This is a genomic window from Kamptonema sp. PCC 6506, from assembly GCF_000180455.1.
Lineage (GTDB): Bacteria > Cyanobacteriota > Cyanobacteriia > Cyanobacteriales > Microcoleaceae > Kamptonema > Kamptonema formosum.
In genome coordinates this window covers 13,937-35,703 of record NZ_CACA01000130.1, presented here as the reverse complement: position 1 = coordinate 35,703, position 21,767 = coordinate 13,937, and the positions used below count along the sequence as shown (strand labels likewise).

The window sequence follows — 21,767 nt, the reverse complement described above, 5'->3', positions numbered from 1 at the left end:
AATGGTATGGGAATAATGTAAGATTAATTCTGTACTGCCTTGGCATTCTTGCAGGGTACGATTAATTATGACTAATGACCGACAAATATCTCTAACTTCCAATCAACTGAAACGAGTGGTCTTCTGTGACTTTGACGGTACGATCGCCCTTGAGGAAACTTTTGTCGGAATGCTAAAGCACTTCGCACCGGAGTTGTCGGCTCAACTAATCCCAGAAATGTACGCTAGAAGGCTGACGCTGCGGGCAGGAGTCCGACAGTTATTAGAGTCTATTCCTTCGGAACGTTATCAGGAGATTATCGAATTTTCTCAAGGGAAGTTAATGCGGCCCGGATTGGTAGAACTCCTAGATTTTCTTAAGGATCGCGAAGTACCTTTTGTGGTAGTTTCAGGTGGTATTCGGGTGATGGTAGAGACAGTGATGGGCGATTTGGCGGCTCGTACAGAAGCTATTTATGCGGTAGATTTAGATCCTAGCGGCTCTCACCTGAAAGTGTGTTCTGAGTTTGAAGGGGATACGGAACTTGTGTCTAAGGTGCGGGTAATGGAGCTGTATGAGGCTGACGAGCAGGTGGCAATTGGAGATTCGGTGACGGATTTGAATATGGCTAGGGTTGCGCCTGTAGTTTTTGCGCGCGATCGCTTGGCTGAATATTTGGATAAGGAGCAGAAATCTTACATATACTGGAATGATTTTTTTGATGTAATTGAGAGTTTATCCCAGCGATGGAGTTAATTGCTAACTGTTAACTGTTAACTGTTAACAGTTAACTGTAGGACTTACGCAGGGAGTCTTAGAAACCGGGTTTTTGAGAGAATCTGTGGGTACGGGCGAAGTATTTTCGTCAAAAAACCCGGTTTCTTTGGTAGGGTGTGTAAGCCTGAACTGTTAAGATGTTATACAGCTAAATTACCTATTCCAATTATTTAGATAATTAGTATAAGCAACAAACAACTAACAACTAACAACTAACAACTAACAATTAACAATTAACAATTAACAACTAACAACTAACAATTAACAACTAACAACTAACAACTAACAACTAACAACTCACCATGAATAGTGATTTAAGACAAAGTTTAATTGCAGCAGCAAGCCACTTTTATAATAGAGGTTGGATGGTTGGTACTGCGGGAAATCTTTCCGCTCGTTTGACTGACGGTAGCTTTTGGATTACAGCTAGTGGCAGAGCAAAAGGACAGTTAACAGAGCAAGATTTTATTCGTATGAATGTAGATGGTAAAATTATCGAGCAACCGCATTCAGATTGTCGTCCTTCTGCTGAAACAAGTATTCATCAGGCAATTTACAAATCTTTTCCAGAAGCTCAAGCTTGCTATCACGTACACTCGATTGAGGCTAATTTAGTCTCTCGATTTACTGAGGAAGATCGATTACCTTTGCCTGCGATTGAAATGCTCAAGGGTTTGGGGGTGTGGGAAGAGAATCCAGAGGTAGCAATACCGCTGTTTACTAATCATTTTGAAGTGCCGCGAATTGCTGATGAGATTTGCGATCGCTTTGCAATTTCACCGCCGCCAATACCCGCTTTATTAATCCGCGATCATGGTGTTACTGTCTGGGGTGACTCGACAGCTAAAGCTTACAATTATATTGAAGTTGCTGAATATATTTTTCGCTATATGGTAGCAGCTCGCTAATGGCTAATTGGTAATTGCTGATTAAAAGCATTACCTACGCACTGGAAAACTGGTATAGAGGCGTTAATACTGCGATGTCAGCAGTGCTACGTAAGTAACTTGTAAGTTTTTAAGTAAAAATTGCTACAGATTAGGCTTTACTTAAGTGGGAAGCCCAGATTAATTTCGCTAGCTCCAATTCATTAATTTTCCTTAAAAATCATCCATCTTTGGCCTAAAGTACCTCTACTTTTGGGAAGATATAAATTAATACCAAAAGTATAAGGTATATTAACATCGGCTGTACCCAGACTACCGGGGATCGTCATCATGTTGAAGTTAAGCTTGAATTTTAAGAATGGTTTAGTCAAGAAATCTGTCCCAGTCAAAACTGAGTTGGCCACATACCGCGACGGGCGCGATCGCGCCTTTGATGAAACATTGGAGGATAGATGGTTTCAGAGGTTTTTCGTAACCTTGTTATTGGGGGGGCAGGTGTGGTTGCGGCTGCTTAAGGGCAAGGTTTGCCGCAAGCTGGTGATCGAGCATTTGGTAACGGTGGGGTTGGGTTCGCTGAGGGCGGTATTGTTGATTGCTCTATTTGCAGGGATGATTTTTACGATTCAATCGGCGCGGGAATTGATTCGGTTTGGGGCGGTGGGGGCGGTGGGAGGTGCTTTTGCGATCGCATTTTGTCGGGAGTTAGCACCCGTTTTAACGGCGGGTGTGGTAGCGGGACAGGTGGGTTCTGGATTTGCGGCGGAAATTGGCGAAATGCAGGTGACGGAGCAAGTTGATGCTCTTTATATGCTGAAAACCAATCCAGTTGATTATTTAGTCTTACCGCGTGTGGTAGCTTGCTGCATCATGTTGCCGATTTTAACTATTTTTTCTGTGGTTGTGGGTATTGGCGGCGGCGCGTTTGCGGCGGCGATTTTTTACCATTTACCTCCGGGGATGTTTTTGGAATCAGTGCGGACTTTTTTGGAACCCTGGGATTTGGTGACAGTGGTAGTTAAGGGGGTGATTTTTGGCGCGATTATTGGCATTATCGGTTGCGGTTGGGGGTTAACAACGACTGGGGGAGGGAAGGGTGTAGGGCGATCGGCAACGGCGGCGGTGGTGACTTCTTGGGTGTCGATTTTTATGGCTGATTTCTTTTTATCGCTGTTGATGTTTCACGAATTGGCGATTACCAGATGAGGTTGAGAGTTACTCCATATTACAAAACTGTAATTCAAATACAGGGATAAATGTCATCTTGAGGCAGCTCAATGATTATAGAGAGGCAATGAAAGGCTGATTGATACTACATTCCCTTAGCCAAAAAGCTTCTTTAACCAAATTGAGAAAACTAATTGAGGCAATTACCCCATGGCAACACTATTTCCTAATTTAACCAATGCACCTGGCGATAATACTATTACGCAAAGCCAGATTCCACCAAATCCTAATCCTCAAAACCCTCCTCAAAATCAAACTCCACCAAATCCCAATCCTCCCAATCCTCCTCAAAATCAAACTCCACCCACTCCACCAACTCCACCAGCTAATAGTATTAGCACCACATCAGGGAATGACAATATTACTGGGGACGCTTCCGATAATTTCATTTTAGGTGGTACTGGCAGCGATACCTTGAGTGGAGGAGAAAGTACCGATACAGTTAGCTATCTTTCCTTAAATAGTGCCATTACCCTTCAGGCTGGAGGTATTGTCAACAAAGGTGCAGCAGGTAACGATATCCTTGACACTATCGAACAGATTATCGCTCCTTTAGGACAGATTAATACCCTTGATGCGTCTACAGGTAGCGGCGTAGCTTCTATTAATGTAGACTTGTCAACTAATAGTGTGGCTGTTAACAATTTACCTGGAATTGGCACACTGAATTTGACTGTAGAGAATTTCGTTAATGTCGTAGGTACTCCCAATGTAGATGTGATTACCGGCAATCGCCAAAATAACAATTTAGTAGGAGGAGCCGGTAACGATACTCTCTCAGGTTTGCGTGGTAATGATACTTTGATTGGAGTCGATCTATCTAGTGCTACACCTGGAAGTAATGAAACAGATGTATTGATTGGCGGTCAAGGTAGAGATACTTTTGTTCTCGGTGATGCCACAAATACATATTATCAGGGAGCAGGAGTTACATTCATTCAAGATTTCCAGCAAAACAGAGATGTCATTCAGTTACACGGACAGCTCTCTGATTATACTATTGTTGGTAATTCTATCAACTTGGCTGGTACTTCCGATCAAATTGCTGTAATTCAAGGCAATTTTACCACTGATAATTTCGTGTTTGTCTAAAAAATGCAATGAGTCTCTACTATTAACCTACTGATATATAGTAGAGACTCATTCAAGATTTTAGGATGGATTACACGAAATAGTTAACAATTGATTTCAGATTAAAAAGGAGTTTCTACCTCTAAATTAATATTTTTTCCTAACTGCGGATGCTCAAAATAAAGCTCCCTCGCGTGCAAATGTAATCTACTTGCGTCGGCTTGACATCCATAGAGGCGATCGCCTAAAATTGGTATTCCTAAACCTCTTTTATCTGACGCATGAACCCGAATTTGATGAGTACGACCGGTGAGCGGCATAAATTCTACACGAGTGTATTCTCCTTCCCTAGCTATCACCTGAAAACGAGTTAAACTAGGTTTACCCCTCTCTATATCAACTTGCTGATAAGGACGATGTTCAGGATTTCCCCAGAGTGGTAATGAAATCTCACCACAATAATCATTTACTACATTACCAGAAAGTACCGCCTCATAAACTTTTTTAACTAATTTATGTTGAAATTGACTGCTTAATTCCCGATAAATTGGTAAAGAACGAGCTAATAACATAATTCCCGAAGTTTCGAGGTCTAAACGATGGACAGGGATAATATTCATGCCATCCGGTAACAATTGACGTAAGCGACTTAAAACGCTATCTTGCCGATCGCGATAACGACCAGGAACAGAAAGTAAACCTGATGGTTTGTTAACTGCTATTAGCCATTCATCTTCATAGATAATTTGCAAATTTTCTGCTTCTAATATATCAAAGTTCTGCCGATATGTACCCATATCTAAAAAACTATTTTGCGATAATCCTGATAGTAAAAATCCCATTAATGGCTGACAACGTTCGAGGCAAGCGCCATAAAATCCTCCCTTAATTCTATCCAGATTTATTGATAAATTTCCCCACCAAAATTCTGCCATTGCTAAAGGTTTAAGGTTATTTACCGCTGCATAGTGGAGTAATTTCGGCGCACAACAATCTCCAGTACCAGTAGGCATTAAACCAGTTGGCATTAATGTTTGTAATGAACGAGAATGGCCGGCAAAATTAGTGAGACTGTAAGCTGCATACATCTGAGTTTGTAGTTGTTTTGATAAAGTTTTTCGCCGTTGTTTCAGTTCAGTAATTCGCTGAGTAGCATTGTCAATTATCTCTTTTAATGGTTGTAATTTCTCATTTTGTTCTCGTTTAAGGTTACGCCGTTCTATTCCATCTTTTTGACTTTCTTTATCAAGTTTTTCTAATGCTAAATTAAGTGCTTTATCTGTAAGAGTTTGGCTGAGAATTTGGCGTTTTTCCTGTCGCTGTTGTTTGCAATTACGATGATGTTGACTCATTAATTGCAACTGCTGTTCAAACTCGCTAGATAATGTTTGGTATTGTTGCCATTGCGGAAGTTGCTTTAGAGTAATTATTTCTTGTTTAATAGCGTCTAATTCAGCTAAGGTGTAGGCTTCTACTAAGGCTACTTTTTCTCGTCCCGGAATGGGTGGAACCCAGCCATCAATAGTATGACAACCATTGAGAAGGCCTGAGAATGCTTTGAGTACCCGTTGTTCGCCATTAGGAAGTTCAACTAAGAGTATGCCATACATTTTACCTTCGCGAGAATAATCATTATTATTGGCTAATTGCTGCATTAAACCTTTAGCAATTGCTTCGGCTATGGGTGTGCGAGGAAGTCTCAGTAATTGACCATTTTGAGGGGAGATTCCTTCGTAGTAATAGGTAGGATCTGAGTTATTGATAGGAGAGTTTTTGGGGATAAAATCTGAGATGGGGTGAAAGTTGAGCATAATAATTATCTCATAAATATTAATCCTTAGACAAGATCAAGTTCAGTACATTTAACTCGTTAGAAGTCAAAAGATACTTATCTGTAAAAAACTTTTCCCGACTTTGTTCTAAACTGTAACTTCTAAACACAACAAACGGGAAATCTTGATATTTATGTCCTATAGGCATAACATTACCAACTGGGTAAAGCGATCGCACATAGATAGACAGAATATCTCTAAACCGCTCGTCTTCTGGTTCTTCCCGCTTAATATCACCAAAATACTCCTTCATTTCTTCACCACTAACAAAGGCAAATAACGGCAAAGCATAATATTGATCCAAACGATGACTATGCTGTTGAAAATACTGAGTTTTATCCACATCCTTATTCAGCAACTTAACTAACTCAATAGCACCTCCTCTGATTGCAGAGCGCAAATTTTCTGGGTAAGAAATACTATCCCTAATGCGATACATTTTATGCATTAATTCCTTATTTACAATTTTTTTAATCTCTTGATGTAGCCTAATTTGGTAGTTTTCCTCTAATTTTTTGTCCGCCAGAGGAACTATCAACAAACTGCCACAAACATAACCTTTTTCCAGATTGCCATAACTGAGTAACCCGTCAAGAGGATTACACAGTTGCAAAAATTTACTATTAAAATTCTCCCGCATTTGCAGATATGAATCACCTGATTGTCGGGAATGTGTTGTATTTTTCAAAACAAACTCGGCTCGACTAAAAAGCTTCTCAATACTTGTATAAATATCTTGTAATGACTTGTTTTCTGGATGACTGCGATGTTCACTTTTTAATTCCTTAATCAGATTTCCCATTTGGCTAGTGAAAGTATCACCAGCCGTAGAAATCGACTTTCCACCGATGGGAATAATCAAAAACTTTTCGCTACCTAAATATCCATAACCTTGAATTCGTGTCATTACTGAAGTCTTGAGAATTAATAACATATTCAAAAGACTTAGCTTGCTTTCTTGCAGAGAAATTTCTGGATCATCTGCGTAGTAAACAGCCTGATCCGAGAGATAAAAAATTAACTCCTTATCTTCATTATCCAAAGTTTTACCTGGTTCGTATTCCCCGCGTCCCCGATAAATAACTTGTATGACTTCCATCAGGTTTTTTTCAATCTGAAAGCGAGGAATATCAACTAAAATATGCTTGGTTTTGGGAAAAGATAACCCCCGACTTCCAGATGCAGTCATAAAGATTACCTTAGCTTTATTTTTACACTCCTGTATTTTTGCTTTCTCCTCTTCTGAAATATTAGCATGAATTTCAAGATAATCTTCAAATCGATCAAATTTTTCGCGACTGTTCTTAATTTTATAAATCAATTCTGTCAATCTTCGCTTATCCTGAATATAGACTATTAATTGTTCGACTCCGGGTTTGGCTAATCGCTCGTTTATGTCTTGAACAATCTCAGACTGTACCAGTTTAATCAAGCTATTTCTTTGATTAAGAGACGCATTATCAGTAAATTTTACAGCTTCTATAAACACTTTATAAGTTATCTCTAAACTGCGAGCCGGATAGGAATTAGTATTAATTACGATAGCTGGTAATTCTCTAAACTTAAAAGGGATAGCTTGTAAGGGTAAGATTTCTTCAGAATTTTTGGCTAACTTCTTAAAATAAATTTTATCTGGTTCCGGTGAGGTATCTTTAAGGTGTTGTGTAATCACATCGTGGTCAACAATTGAAGCATCTGCAACAATAATTTTAGTGTTAAAACCATGTTGGGGATTGTACAAATCATACTTAGTGATAATCTTACTAATTCCTGTTAAAAATTCTACCCCGCCGTCATCTCCTGTAATTTCATCGATCATAATAAAGATGTGTTTAATGCGGCTAGAAATTTCTTGCATTTTAGCAGAAATTACCTGCTGTTCTCTTTTGTTATAAGCATCCTGAAATATCTTGTCAAAATGCTCAAGAGTATTAACTCCATTTTCTATTACCTTCAAAGACTGAATAGACACGGTAGCGACAATATTATTTGATGGTTGAGAGTTTATCAGCGTGTATATTGCTTCACAAATGCTGTTGAGGACTCCTTTACCTTTAACCTTTGCAGGTTGAATGATGGTTTTACTCTTCCTTTCTATTTGCGTTTGATGGTATTGCTGACGCTGAATATCTGGATTTTCTTTGAGGAAGTGAACAGTGTTTTTTGTAAAATCTTTTTGCTGACTATTAGCTACGTATTTAACCGTACATTTGCCACCATTGCCTTTAATAATATCAGAGTTAGTGTTAATGCAAAATAGGCGATTGTCTGACAACAAACCTGTTTCTGGATTTTTGAATTTTTCAATGATGTCTAGGTTAACTTGCTTGCGAGGACTGACATAAAAGAATAGGAAACCGTCATCAATATGCTGTTCAAGAAACTTGGCAATTGCAGTAGTTTTGCCTATTCCCGGATTTCCAGTTAGAAAGATGTAAGTTTGCTCAGAATTAAGTGCTTTAATAATCAATTCAGCATGAGCTTGTCTTAGATTTAATCCGGGAGCAACTTGCAATTTTTCTGCCAGTTTATCTGGTATAACACCAACAGAATTAAAAAAGTTATCAAGTCGCTCTGTATGAGCAACAGGTGTGGGAGTATTTCCTGTACTTTCTAATAAGCGATTGATAAACTTTTTACCATCTTGAAAACTGCGAATAGCGTTAATTTGAATAACTTTTAATACTTCTTTGCGAACCTCGCTAATATCTTTAGTATTAGATTCATTCTTATAAATTTGTGAACAAGTTGCTAAAATATTGATTTTATCTTTACGTAAGGAAATAGCACTAATGCCGCGATCGCTATTGCCAACTACATTAAATAATACGTCAGCATTATCTGGAATAATTCCTTTTTCTTGCAAAAATTTATAGAAACTATGAGCATAGCTACCCGCCTGAATCAACTTAGCACTTTCCTTATCTTTATACTTAAAAGCAGTAAAATAGCGTTTTAAATCCTCAGAGAAATCAATCCCCAAAGTGCTAGTATCTATCCGCAGATTAGAAAAAACACTCTTTGAGCGCAAATAGCTAATTTCCCTCATTAACAATTTCCGCATTATCTCTATTTCATGGAGGTCTACTCCCGACAACGCTAATACTGGAGAAAATACAGATAAGTCAACGCAGAGAATTCTAAAATCATTACGTTGTTGTACCAGCATAAGCGTATCAGCTTGCAAAAACTCACCTTTTTTTGAGTAGCGATGGATTAACAAATCAATATCAGCATTTGCAAAATCTGGTTGCACATTTGTAATCTGAGATAAAACCTCTTTAAATCCTTTTTGTTGACCCTTATTATATGTTCTAATACTGTTAGCATCACTAAAACTGCACTGATAGTATAAAATCTTAAGATTTTGCAGTTTACTACCAGCAGATTTGATGTACTCGCGAAAAAAGTTTAAGCCAGAAAAAAAACCTTTCTGTATAAAATAAAGGCTCCATTTCTCAACTATTTTACCATCCAGACTACCCAGGAGATTTGCTTCCCTAGTTATTTCTGCTGTCATTTTTGGCAATTTTAGGTGCTGCAAATCCAGGCGGTACAAATTGCCAAAGTTGTGAGGGATATTTTCCTGCTGAATATAAGCCAGAATTCCAATATTGAATCCGACTTCAAACAGACGACCCAAATCTTCACCAATCATTATTATCTACCTCATTATCTAATTCTCTTACCTTATTCAAAAAAGCCAACGAGTTAAAATTTGCACTTCCACCAGTATGACTAAATATAGATAAAGCACCAACCGAATCATCGCCAATAATCCGCTCGTAGGGGTCGAGTTTTAAACTAATATTCTGACGAGCTTCATACCTAGAAAAGTGAAATATTGTCAGATAGTGTAGCAAAGTATCTTTAGTTAGACCATCATAAATCAAATCTTGATGAATATCTTTGTCATCCAAAATGCCTTGATAGATATGCAGAAGTGTCGAGTAGGAAATCACACCATTATAAAAGTTTTTGTCTCCCTGTTGATCGACTTTAATCCCATTAAATAGGTTAAAAAACATCACGGATTCCTGATTGGGATCGTCAGCTAAATTACTAAGTTCCATTATATCTTGAATATAGAAGGATTCTCCTCTATGTTGTTCAAAGCTACGGACGAAATATTTATCAAAGAAAATGGGATAAATCTTGATGTCTCGCCTCTCTCCTTTCAAAGTTCGGATGAGACTTTTGGACATAAAAAACAAATCCTCATCTTCATCAGTTTTGGTAATATGTAGCGTGCTCGTATAAGGTGCTTGTGAAATATAAGCAAAGTTCCTATATCCTTGCTCATAAAGTTGACTCATTGCATCTTCCAGAATTGATGGCTGAGTATAGAGATGAGTAACGCTGTAATTTTCCGAAAAAGTTTTTAGCATTTCCACCTGAATTGAACCATCTTCTTGGCGATTAATGCCGACAATTTCTCCGATTAAACTTGCTTTTCTCTGAAAACGATTAGCGTTACCTTTTCTCGCATCACTTTCCCGACTGGAAACCACAATAATTGCTAAATTATCCAACTCTGGAGATAGCTGCACATTGTCGAAGCGAAACTTTTTGGGTAATATTGAATAGAGGGAACTTAGACCATTTCCGATAGTAAACTTTTTCGGTGGATGCTTAATCCGAAATCCTTGGGAATTACAGCGATATTTTTCGCTTAACAAATGAGACAATGTTTTAGAAAGATGGGCCATAAACTTTTCTGACGGTGAAGGGTTATTGTGGTCGCCTTCGTGAAGTCTCACCATCGGAATAAATAAATTTTTGCCCCAATTTTCTGCTAATATCTTCAGACACATATAAGATAGCAGGAGCATAGTAAACTTGTAAACAAAAGCCTCTGCTGGTGGTAAACCTCCATCGCTTTTTAATCGTTGATTTTCATAACGAAACACAACTAATTTTGTGTTGAAATGCTTGGCGTAGGTATCTTTAGAAATTGCACCTCTAGGAGTTAAAAGTACAGGCAAAGCATTAATACCTTTGATATTATATTCCATACTGAAACTTTGCCGTTCATCAGTAGGGAAATAACGGATATCTTCTATGGTAATATTGACTGGTAGCTGACAAATAGCTCTGGGATTCACCCTAGCATTTTCAACTGTAATATACTGGAGTGCTTGTTTCGGATTTCGCTCCAAAATGTCATTGAAAAATTTCCCAGTTGTTAAAGTATCATCTATCTGTTCTAGGATACCTCTTTTGATGTTGATGTGTCGTGATTCTGTTCGAGGCGGCAAAATTGTTTCCCTGTCTAAAAAGCCTTTTAAAAGTTGTTTGAGACGGTCTATTTTAACCTTAATGTTATATTGATTTAAGCCTCGGATGATACCACGAAGTATTTGCTGTTTCCTTTCTTCATCCGAACCACTTAAAACAGGCATTACCACAGACTCAAAGCTTTCTCGCGGTTGGTAATTCCCTTCAGATTCAGGGTTGTAATCATTCGCTAAAGGATTACTACGAGAAGCAAAGACAAAATAGTAAAGCAAGGCTATTTTTAATACCTTGCGGACGAATTTTTCCCGATTAAAATCCTCTGCTAGTTCTGTTTTTTGTTCATCACTATCAGGATTAAGCAAATTCAAATTATATTCAAATACATCATCCCCACCCCGTGCTTGAACCGGGTTATCAAACTTGATTTTCAAACCAAAGATAAATTTACGTTCGCTTCGGTGAGTATCTGTACTTTCTCCCAAATAACCTGCTACAATTGGAACTATCGGAAGTATATCTAACACTTCTGCTCTGGAAAAAATATCCCTGTAGTTAACTCTTACTCCGGCATAATTTACCTCATAGTCCCCATCACTTTTGTCAATATCGCTAATATATTCTTCTATCAACCGGAGTCGCCGAATTAAGTCTTGTAAATAGATTATCCCTACCCGATCTGTGCTATTACTACGAATATTCTCTAAAAGATACTCTAAATAGGTAATCTTAGCTTCTTTATTCAGCTTACCCAGGGTTTCCTTATCTACAAGTCGAATCAATTTATGAAAATTAGAGCTTTCATCTTGAACGATCTCATCAAGGCGATCGGTGAGATTTTCCCGATCCTCTTTATTGTCAGTATTTTCATTGATATATTTTTTTAAACCCTCCCTTAGCTGCTGCTGAAAAATGTCTGAGTTTCGCACAGAAATTGTCAATTTGTGCAGCTTTAAAATTGCCCGCGTGCTAGAATCCAGACGTTGCAAAGTTAATTTCTTTTTTTCTAAGGTAGAATGTCTGGGAAAATTGTATTTAAAACCTAACTCAGTACCGCCACCTCGAAAATACGTTGAATCCAAAGGCACAATTAAACTTGCCACAAATCTTTCAACAGCATCATCTCCTCCCAATATAGTTTCTAAATGTTGCCGCAAATACTCTCTAATCTGTCTAATTTGACTGCGAAAGCGAACCTCAACTTCCGCAGGAAAATTCACAGTAGCGGAATGCGCTTGACGTTCAAAAGAACCCAAGGGAGGAATGATTTGTAACTGGGAGACTTCATTGGCAATTGCATCAATATCAATTACCAGGCGATAGTTATCACTTGACCGACTAAAAGGATTTTGACTCTGTAAAACTCCCAAGATTTTATCCAGTAAATCCGTATAATCAACAGGAACTAAATCATCGTCACCTAATCTTAAGCTATTCACCATATTAACTCCTTTAAAAAGCCTGAATCCACTCTTTCACATCATACTCAGTCCAAACCCCATTTTCCCAATAAGGATCGGCCTCCACCAATTGTCTCACAGTTGCCTCATCTTCAGCTTCATAAATGCCAAAAACCTTAGTTAAATCCTTAGTCGGCCCAATTGTAATCAACACACCCGACTCTTTTTGCTTCGCCAATCCAGCCAGATGAGCGTCGCGAAAAGGAGCGCGTTTTTCAAGAACGTCTTCGCAGTAACTTCCCCACAGCACATATTTAGTCATATCTGTCAATCTTTCTAATAAATTAACTTTCAGGCGATCGCTCTACAATTAAATCCATTGCTATTGCAATAATATCACCTTCGCTTACCATCTTGGCAATTACTTCGACATCATAAATTCCTTCAAAAGCTTCTAAAGCCGCAGACTTCAACGCAGATTCATAAGCATCCTGTAAAGTCTCTATTAATTCCTCTTCGGTGAGATAGGTTCCTTTAGCTTTATGTCGCTTGTTAGTGCGCTGAATTTGCTTGACGGTATTGAAAATCAAAGTTTCCCAAGACTTAGTAGTTCGGTCTTCAGCAACTTTTTTAATCAGATGCAACAGCAAGATTATACCATAACTAAAAATTTTGTTAAGCTTATCCGACTTACTCATGTCCTCCAATTCTTGCACCAGTAGCAAAGCCTCTGCAACTTTGCCTCGGTGCAGCAGCTCCTTTAACTCCATTAATTCTTCCATAAAGTTTGATAGTGTTGCCTTTAATCTATTATGCTAGAATTAGTAATTACAAAATATTGCTCGTTCGGCAAGTACAGGAGACAGCTATGACATTATTAGAAATTCGTCTTTTCACAGTTCAAGACTATCACCAAATGATAGAAAATGGTATTCTTAATGAAGATGAAAAAGTAGAATTATTAGCAGGACAGATAGTAAAAATGGCAGCCAAAGGAACCGCACACAATGCAGCAGTAAAGCGCACTGTAGAGCTATTGCAAGACCTTTTAGGGAGATTAGTTTTGATTAGCGTACAAGACTCTATTCAATTAAATGATAACTCCGAACCAGAGCCAGATATTGCCTTGCTTATGCGAGATCCACTATACTACGAAGACCGACACCCAACCCCCTCAGAAATTTACCTGATTATTGAAATTGCCGATACTACACTCAGAAAAGATTGCGGTATCAAAGCCACAATTTATGCTCAATCAGGAATTACCGATTATTGGGTATTAGATGTCAACGATCGCCAACTCCACGTCTTTCGAGAACCGAGTCAGGAAGGCTACCAAAGTGAGCTCATACTTGCCGATCGCATGAGCATTTCACCTTTGCACTTTCCTGACACTTCCTTTATGGTTAGCGCAATGTTACGACCATTGACAACGCCCTAACTCCTTAAACTAACAGCAAACTGCTTCACCAGGGCATTGCGGACTTTTTGTTGCACAGGTTCAATATCACCGTCAGAAAGAGTGCGATCGCTAACCCGATAAATTAACCGAAAAGCCAAACTTCTTTGACCATCTGGCACATTCTCGCCGCGATACTCATCAAACAACTGCACCGACTCTAGCAGGCTCCCAGCAGCCTTTTTCATCACACCTTCAATCTCAACAACAGAAACATCAATAGGTGCAAACAAAGCTAAATCTCGGTCAGCCGCAGGATAGCTAGAATAAACACTGAATTTGCGAGTTAAATTATCAGCTTCATTCAACGCCGCTAACAACACCTTCAAATCAAATTGGAAGGCATAAACTGCCTCTGGTAAACCTCGTTCCTGTTGCAATTGTGGGTGCAATTGTCCGAATATTCCTAAGCGGCTACCATTTAAAGATAACGCCGCTGTCCGGCCTGGATGCAGTCGTGAATCACTGCGATCGCTCTCATATTCTACCGCCAAACCCAAGGACTCAAACACACTCTCTAAAATCCCCTTCGCCTCAAACCAAGTCAAAGCGCGATCGCGTCCACTCTGTTGCCATTTACCTTGCACGGGATCGCCGCCAATAATACCAGCAACCCTGTCCCCTTCCTGCATTTCCTCGCCATCTTTCCAGAAAATACGACCAATTTCAAACCCATTTAATGGCCCATTTCCTTGTTCTAAATTGTACTCAAAAGCATCAATCAATCCTGATAGCATCTCCGTCCGCAAAGCTGAATACTCAACCAACAACGGATTAGCTAAAACTACTTGATTTTCACCTTCCGTCTTCACTAACGAATAGTGCATCAATTCCGTCAAACCCGCCGCTCGAAAAGCCGCCCGAATATTGCGAATTGCCGCATATTCCAGAGGTAAAAAACCCGCCGCAGTCTTGCTTGGTAAAGTATCGCAGAAGCGATCGTAACCGTAAAGTCGCGCAATTTCCTCAATTAAATCAATCTCCCGTTCTAAGTCCCGATAGCGATAAACTGGGACTGTCACCGTCCAGACTCTTTCCTCAATACTTGGAGCAACACCGCAACCTAAAGCTGTCAGAATGCCCTTGATTTCATCAGGTTGCAGATACTTTTCATAAAGCGTATCTTCGCCCCGCTTAAGCTGCCCTAAAACCCGATCTACTCGATCTAAACGCAATTCTACATTGCGGGTTAAATTCGACTTATCTACACCAATGCTCGCAGTTTCCTGAACAACAGGAACTCCTTCTGCCAGTTCAACAATCAACTTTAAAGCACGGCGACAAGCTAAGGCTAATTCTGCCTGATTTACACCTCGTTCGTAGCGAGTAGAAGCTTCACTTCGCAAACCTTGAGAACGAGCAGAACGCCTAATTGCTACTGGTTCAAAAATTGCAGCTTCCAAAACCAAATTTTGCGTACCTTCGTAAACTTCCGTCTCTTCCCCACCCATCACGCCAGCTAGAGCTACGGGTTTGTCATTAACAGTAATTAAAAGCGTTTGTGCTTGCAAATTCCGTGTTTGACCGTCAAGAGTTTTCAGCGATTCCCCAGAATTGGCAAAACGAACGCCAATAGTTAAATCGCTGCTACCTGCAACAGCTTCCAATCGATCTCTATCGAAAGCGTGTAGCGGTTGACCCCATTCTAAAAGAATGTAATTAGTAACATCAACTACATTACTAATTGGTCTTACTCCCGCCGCTTGCAATCGCTGCTGCAACCACGCCGGAGAAGGGCCAATTTTGACTTTTTCAATCGCAGTACCGATGTAAATTGGGCAAGCTTGAGACTGAGAAATATCAATTGCTAAACTTGCAGTCTCGCCCCCTTCTTGCCCTTGAATTAACACCCCCGCTGCTTCAGGAATTCTCAGATTTGCTCCAGTTAGCGCCGCTACTTCTCTAGCTACACCTACCATACTTAAAGCATCAGCGCGATTTGCTGTTGCTGTCAAGTCTAAAATTACATCATCTAAGCCCAATAGTGGCCGGATATCACTGCCTAATTCAGGATTTTCTAACTCGAAAATGTGAATGCCCGGTGACTCTTTAGCTAGTCCCAATTCCGCCACAGAGCAAATCATCCCCTCAGAAGGAACGCCCCGCAGTTTAGCAGGTTTAATTTTCAAGTCGATATTCGGTAGATAAGTTCCGACAGTGGCGACAGCTACATAGATATTAGCTCTAGCATTAGGAGCTCCGCAAACAATGTTTAAAGGTTCGCCCTTACCGATGTCTACTTGACAGACTCTCAGCTTGTCAGCATTAGGATGTTGCTCGCAAGTGAGTATTTTGCCCAATACTACGCCATCGGCCCAAGTGCGGCGGTCTTCAATTTCTTCTACCTCAAACCCAGCCATTGTCAGGGTTTCCGCTAGTTCTTCTGGCGTTACGGCGATGTCTACCAGTTCCCGCAACCAGTTGATAGAGATACGCATTCTTTTGTCCTTTGTCTTCTTTCCATGTCCTTTTCGTAACGTAGCATCCAGAGGGCGACTTAAGCCAAAACTTGCTGGGGACTTAAGCCCCTGAGATGAAGGTTAACTCCTTCGGAAGAGGACTGTTAAATTCATTAGTCTTCTGGAGAGGAGTTAAATTCTGAGGGAGGGGTTTCAACCCCTGGGGGACTGGGCGATCGCGATCGTTTCCTAATTTTGACAGCATATTTACTTGAAAGTGTCAACAAAAAAACTATGGTATAATAAATCTTGATAATTCACAGCTAAAGGCTAACTGCCCCTTGCCCGCAAGCAACATTCTCAACAGAGTAACGATCTACCAGATAGAAATGACCGAGATAAGTTTTGACATTCTTAATTGCTCAAAGCATTGCTGAAGATTCCATTTCCCTTGTGTCTTGTAGCTTATGCCTTCTCCTATAAAAGTATCCAAAGCAGCAAAAAGCCCTTAAGTTTAGAAATAAATTCTATAATAGATACTAAATTCCGCAAGTCTTTAAAGAGTCTTTAAATATTTTCTCGAAAAATCGACCAGAATAGCGAGATAATTAAAATATAGTAAGGATATCAAGCTAAAAGACGTAGGTGCATCGAAAATTAGCAGCCCCGCCTACACCCCCCGACAACTGGCAGAAAATCATATTTCTAGCTGCTGTACCCACAGGGGGTCTCTGTAGTCGAGCTGTCCTAGCTAGATTAGCAAAACTTAGGCACACTTGATTAACATGAGCTACTGCATAAATCCGGCCTGCCCCCAACCTCAGAACCCGCCTGAAGCCATCCAATGTCAGGCGTGCGGTTCGCGATTGCTGCTGCGAGCTCGCTATCAAGTAATCCAACCTCTAGGACAAGGGGGTTTTGGAGCCACATTCCTAGCCAAGGATATATCATTACCTGGTCAGCCGACTTGTGTGGTCAAGCAACTGCGCCCCAACGCCACATCGCCGCGAATTTTAGAAATGGCACGGGAGTTATTTAAGCGCGAAGCCAAAACTCTTGGCAAATTGGGCGATCACCCCCAAGTACCGCGACTGCTAGACTACTTTGAAGCCGGTCAGCAATTTTATTTGGTTCAGGAATACATCAAAGGCGCTACCCTCAAACAGGAGGTCAAAACCTCTGGCCCCTTCAATGAATCCGGGATTATAGAATTTCTTAAAGAACTGCTACCAGTAATCAATTACATTCACAGTCAAGGAGTGATCCACCGGGATATTAAACCCGCGAATATCCTCCGCCGCAGTCAAGATAACCGCTTGGTACTGATTGACTTCGGAGCCGTAAAAGATCAAGTGGGTCAGACAATTTTACTGGACATGACGGATCAGACGGCTAATACAAAATTCTCCGTCGGTACATTTAGCTTCGCCCCTCCCGAACAGATGGCGATGCGACCAGTTTACGCCAGCGATATCTATGCTTTGGGGATGACGTGCTTATTCCTGCTGACAGGCAAATCCCCTAAAGATTTAGATTTCGACCCAGTAAGCGGCGAAATTATCTGGCAGTCCCATGTTTACGTCAGCAAGCACTTGGAAGGTATCCTCGACAAAATGCTTCAACCGATGGTTGGCTACCGCTACCAGTCGGCTAACGAAGTTCTCAGAGCCCTCAATCACGAACTAGAAGATACCTCTAGCCTTTCCGATGGCATGGTCAGCCAAAGAAGACCCCATCAGCAACCGGAAGACCCGACTGTATTTAACGCTGACGGTTCAGCATGGCTGTCGCCGGCAGCAAAAATCGCTCAGGATATTCGGGCCAGACAAACTCGCTTGGGTAATAAAAGCTCCTTCTCTCAAACTGGGGGAACGGGGATGCAGTCTAAAAATGGGCGCAATCCCGCTACTTCCAGAACTGGAATGACGGGGATGACGACCCACAATTCGGGCGGAAAAGGCTCGAAACTTCCGCCAAAGTGGGATGCGAATACGCTGCGCTCTGCCTATTTTAAAGGCAAGAGAGACTTTGCCGATTGCGATTTGGGCGGTTTGAACTTGAAGGGTGTAAATTTGGCCGGGGCAAATTTTTACGAGGCTCGATTGACTAGAGCAAATTTGCAAGGGGCTGATTTGTCGGAGGCAAATTTAGGTCACGCCCGATTAGTGGAAGCGAATTTGCGGGATGCGAATTTAACTCAAGCTTATTGCAGTACGGCAAATTTACAATCAGCGGATCTCAGAGGTGCTAATCTCGCTGGTGCTTACTTAAGTAAAGCCAATTTGCGCGGGGCTAATTTGTGCGGGGCTAATCTGATTGATGCAACGGTTTCTGATGAGCAATTAGCTATGGCTAAGACGAATTGGATGACGGTAAAGCCTGATGGTAAAAGAGGTTTTGGGCTTTAGAAAAGTAGCGAAAATTGTAGTAAGTATGTAACTTTTGTATTATTCAAAACTTAAAACTTAAAACTCAAAAATTACTTCCTTCACCCAATCAGGTAATGCAGTGGAAGGAAGTACGATCGCTTTGGGAAAGTGTAATTTAAAAGTAATACTCAATCGATCGTTCTACTACCTCTGGCAGATGTGGTATCAATAGTTCAGATGAAACTGCTTAAAAACCGCTATGAGCTGATATTGCACATAGGCATCCTTGCCTTAGCCTATTTTTTGACGGGAAAACTGTCCGCGTCGATGTTGGGACTGGCGAAAGCGGAGGCTTCCCCAGTGTGGCCGCCGGCGGGAATTGCCTTAGCAGCATTTTCATTGAAAGGCTTCCAAATGTGGCCAGGGGTAGCGATCGGTTCTTTTTTATTGAATTCAACGGGGGGAATAAGTATACCTTGGCCGACGATCGCGACCAGTGCTTTTAGCGTTACTCTCCAAGCGATCGCTGGGAAAATGCTGCTCGATCGCATCGGTTTTTCTCCCCGCCTGGAACGTCTGCGAGATGTGATGGCATTACTGGCTGCTGCTGTCATCTCTACGATCGTAGTGGCTACTCTGGGTAATTTGAGTGGGTGTATTTTTGGTATCGCTAACTGGAGCAGTTTTTGGACGAATTGGTGGACAACTTGGATCGGAGATGGCATGGGGATTTTAATTGTGACTCCCTTGTTGTTGATTTGGAGTTTAGGAGTTAAAAATTTCAAATTAAAGATTAAAAATGGGATTTATCCAATTTCAAATTGGAAATCTGAAACTTTTAATTATTTTGAGTTTAGTATCTGTCTGAGTTTATTGACCTGCGTTAGTTTGTTAGTATTTGGCTCGAAAACTGAGGCAGAAATTGCACTTTATCCTTTAGAATATTTGCCTTTTCCTTTAGTAGTTTGGGCGGCCTTGAGATTTGGTCAGGAAGGGGCGATTTTGGCTAGCGTGATTGTTTCCACTCTCGCTATTTTTGGTGCTGTTCAAGGAGGCGGCCCTTTTGTTGCTAAGAGCTTAAATCTCAGTCAGGCTGTGTTATTTTTACAAGTTTTTATGGGTGCGATCGCGAGTACGGCTTTAATCTTAGCTGCTGCTGTTGCGGAACGTCAGCAAGCATTAGTAGATGTACATCGCACGGCTTCTCTATTGCGAGAGAGTGAAGCAAGTTTAGCTAATGCTCAACGTATTGCTCAATTAGGTAACTGGGATTTAAAATATGCAGTTGAAAATGCAGCTAGCGATAATTTTCAATCCTTAATTGAAATGCCTTATTCATCGAAATTAAGAGGGGAAAGAAAGTCTATAATTGAGTTGCGGTGGTCGGCGGAACTTTACCGTTTGCTGGGTTATGTTCCTGGTTGCTGTGAACCCAGCGAGGAAGCGTTTTTACAAGCAGTACATCCCGAAGATCGGGAGTTAGTGGCGCGATCGCATCAGAGAGCAGTATTTGAGCAAAAACATTATTGTATTGAGTACAGAATTGTCCTCCCAGATGGGAGCGATCGCACTTTGCGGGAACACTCAGCCGTTAAGCACAATGGGATGGTGGCGGCGGTACAGGATGTCACGGAGCGTAAAGCCACTGAAGAAGCTTTGCGGGTGTCTGCTTGGCGCGATCGCTTGTTAGGCGAAATTGCACTGCGAATTAGGCGATCGCTTGACCTCGACGAAATTCTTAATACTACTGTCGCCGAAGTCAGACAATTTTTGAAAGCAGACCGCGCCTTTATTGCTACTTTAAATAGTATCGAAGCATCCCCGACAAAATCTCAGTATAGTATCATAGTTTCCGAGTCGGTAAATCCCGATTTTCCTTCGATTTTAGCCTGGAAATTTACCGATAATAATCACATTAATGAAGTGAGAAAATATTACGCCCATAATGCCGTCTGTGCCATTGCCGATACCACTCAAATAGAAATACCAGCCGCAATGGTTGAATACTACCATAATTATCAAGTACGGGCGGCATTAAACCTGCCAATTATGTTAGGAGAACAGCTATTTGGACTGTTGGTAGTCAATCAGTGTGCCGGAACGCGCCATTGGCAAGAATTTGAAATTGATTTATTAGAAAAACTAGCTACACAAGTCGCGATCGCTCTTCAACAAGCGCAGTTGTTACAGCAAGTAACAACTCTCAATGCTAACCTAGAACGCCAAGTCGAAGAACGCACCCAAGAACTCCAGCAAAAAATGCAAGAACTTCAAGAAAGCAACCGACTTAAAGACCTATTTATACACGCAGTTTCTCACAATCTCCGCACCCCACTGATGGGAATGTTGATTTTGCTAAAAAATTTGCTTAACAAGCCTTGCATGGGCAATTTGCCAGGGGAAAATCAGCAAAAAATACCCGTTCCTCGTTCAATTTTGGAACGAATGGTACAGGGTAGCGAACATCAGTTAAGTATGGTTAATTCTCTTTTAGATGCTCACGCCAGCGAAGTAAACGGAATTGTCCTCAACTGCACCCCACTACAATTAAGCGATTTGAGTTCAGACGTTGTAAAGGATTTAGAACATATTTTAGGTAAAAACAACGCAACTTTAACTCAAAGCGTACCCGCAGATTTACCCCTAGTAAATGGCGATGCTAAACAGTTGCGGCGCGTATTTGAAAACCTGCTGACGAATGCTCTCAAACACAACCCACCCGGAGTAAATTTAAGCCTTAAGATAGATGTGATTAATGCAAGCATCAAAACAAGACAATGCTCAATCCCCCATCCATCGACTTATAATTTAGGGAAAAGCACAAGCGAAAGTAACATAATTCGTTGTACGATTGAAGATAATGGAATAGGGATAAGTCCTCAGCAATGTGCATCTCTGTTTGAACTTTACGTTCAAGACCCTAATAATAGACAATTGACTGGTCTAGGTTTAGGACTATATATCTCTCGCCAAATTATTAAAGCTCACGGTGGCGAAATGGGAGTTGATAGTAATCTCGGAGTTGGTTCAAAGTTCTGGTTTACACTACCTATTGCTAACTATTGTTTGAATTATGAAATATAACAATCACGAAGATGGACAAGGCTATTTCTATTGCTTTAAAAACTTACGTA

At 40.6% G+C, this 21,767-nt stretch carries 15 protein-coding genes; 7 read left to right on the top strand and 8 right to left on the bottom strand.

All coding sequences use genetic code 11. The features are described from left to right. The first annotated feature begins 67 nt into the window (after positions 1-67). Complete coding sequence (locus OSCI_RS07590) at positions 68-736, top strand: HAD-IB family phosphatase (protein ID WP_007354315.1); 669 nt, start codon at positions 68-70, stop codon at positions 734-736. 323 nt (positions 737-1,059) lie between these two features. Next, positions 1,060-1,665, top strand: coding sequence for a methylthioribulose 1-phosphate dehydratase (mtnB, locus tag OSCI_RS07585; protein WP_007354314.1), 606 nt, complete (start codon positions 1,060-1,062; stop codon positions 1,663-1,665). Between the two features lie 182 nt (positions 1,666-1,847). On the opposite strand, the gene OSCI_RS31895 is transcribed toward mtnB, so the two are convergent. Next, positions 1,848-1,976: a hypothetical protein gene (locus OSCI_RS31895; protein WP_019487722.1), complete on the bottom strand. Its 129-nt coding sequence runs from the start codon at positions 1,974-1,976 to the stop codon at positions 1,848-1,850. Between OSCI_RS31895 and OSCI_RS07580 the strand changes: the two genes are divergently transcribed. Continuing rightward, a complete protein-coding gene (locus tag OSCI_RS07580) occupies positions 1,975-2,847 on the top strand; it encodes an MlaE family lipid ABC transporter permease subunit (protein ID WP_007354312.1) in 873 nt (290 codons plus the stop codon). The two genes, OSCI_RS31895 and OSCI_RS07580, sit on opposite strands and share 2 nt — an antisense overlap. A 171-nt stretch (positions 2,848-3,018) precedes the next feature. Continuing rightward, positions 3,019-3,960 carry a calcium-binding protein gene (locus tag OSCI_RS07575; RefSeq protein ID WP_007354311.1) on the top strand — a complete coding sequence of 314 codons (942 nt, stop codon included), beginning with the start codon at positions 3,019-3,021 and terminating at the stop codon, positions 3,958-3,960. Positions 3,961-4,061: 101 nt separating this feature from the next. On the opposite strand, the gene OSCI_RS07570 is transcribed toward OSCI_RS07575, so the two are convergent. From OSCI_RS07570 to OSCI_RS07550, 5 genes are read right to left on the bottom strand one after another with little or no spacing between them, the layout of a single operon-like run. Beyond that, positions 4,062-5,750 carry an RluA family pseudouridine synthase gene (locus OSCI_RS07570; protein ID WP_007354310.1) on the bottom strand — a complete coding sequence of 563 codons (1,689 nt, stop codon included), beginning with the start codon at positions 5,748-5,750 and terminating at the stop codon, positions 4,062-4,064. A 19-nt stretch (positions 5,751-5,769) separates the two neighbouring features. Continuing rightward, positions 5,770-9,429 carry an ATP-binding protein gene (locus tag OSCI_RS07565; RefSeq protein WP_007354309.1) on the bottom strand — a complete coding sequence of 1,220 codons (3,660 nt, stop codon included), beginning with the start codon at positions 9,427-9,429 and terminating at the stop codon, positions 5,770-5,772. Beyond that, a complete protein-coding gene (locus OSCI_RS07560) occupies positions 9,419-12,448 on the bottom strand; it encodes a hypothetical protein (RefSeq protein ID WP_007354308.1) in 3,030 nt (1,009 codons plus the stop codon). The genes OSCI_RS07565 and OSCI_RS07560 overlap by 11 nt, the downstream gene beginning before the upstream one ends. Before the next feature lie 10 nt (positions 12,449-12,458). After that, on the bottom strand, positions 12,459-12,728 hold the full coding sequence (locus tag OSCI_RS07555; protein ID WP_007354307.1) for a YciI family protein: 270 nt from the start codon (positions 12,726-12,728) through the stop codon (positions 12,459-12,461). Between the two features lie 22 nt (positions 12,729-12,750). After that, positions 12,751-13,188 carry a DUF29 family protein gene (locus OSCI_RS07550; protein WP_007354306.1) on the bottom strand — a complete coding sequence of 146 codons (438 nt, stop codon included), beginning with the start codon at positions 13,186-13,188 and terminating at the stop codon, positions 12,751-12,753. Between the two features lie 86 nt (positions 13,189-13,274). On the opposite strand from OSCI_RS07550, the gene OSCI_RS07545 reads away from it, so the two are divergent. Next, positions 13,275-13,847, top strand: coding sequence for a Uma2 family endonuclease (locus OSCI_RS07545; protein WP_007354305.1), 573 nt, complete (start codon positions 13,275-13,277; stop codon positions 13,845-13,847). Here OSCI_RS07545 and pheT read toward each other — a convergent pair. Further along, the gene (gene pheT / locus OSCI_RS07540; protein ID WP_007354304.1) at positions 13,844-16,303 is read right to left on the bottom strand and encodes a phenylalanine--tRNA ligase subunit beta; all 2,460 of its coding nucleotides are present in this window, start codon (positions 16,301-16,303) and stop codon (positions 13,844-13,846) included. The genes OSCI_RS07545 and pheT overlap by 4 nt on opposite strands. Before the next feature lie 82 nt (positions 16,304-16,385). After that, on the bottom strand, positions 16,386-16,529 hold the full coding sequence (locus tag OSCI_RS30610; protein ID WP_155523421.1) for a hypothetical protein: 144 nt from the start codon (positions 16,527-16,529) through the stop codon (positions 16,386-16,388). Positions 16,530-17,049: 520 nt separating this feature from the next. On the opposite strand from OSCI_RS30610, the gene OSCI_RS07535 reads away from it, so the two are divergent. After that, complete coding sequence (locus OSCI_RS07535) at positions 17,050-18,672, top strand: serine/threonine-protein kinase (RefSeq protein ID WP_007354303.1); 1,623 nt, start codon at positions 17,050-17,052, stop codon at positions 18,670-18,672. A 198-nt stretch (positions 18,673-18,870) separates the two neighbouring features. Beyond that, entirely contained in the window at positions 18,871-21,717 is a 2,847-nt protein-coding gene (locus tag OSCI_RS07530; RefSeq protein ID WP_007354302.1) for an MASE1 domain-containing protein, read from the top strand. Positions 21,718-21,767: the final 50 nt, after the last annotated feature.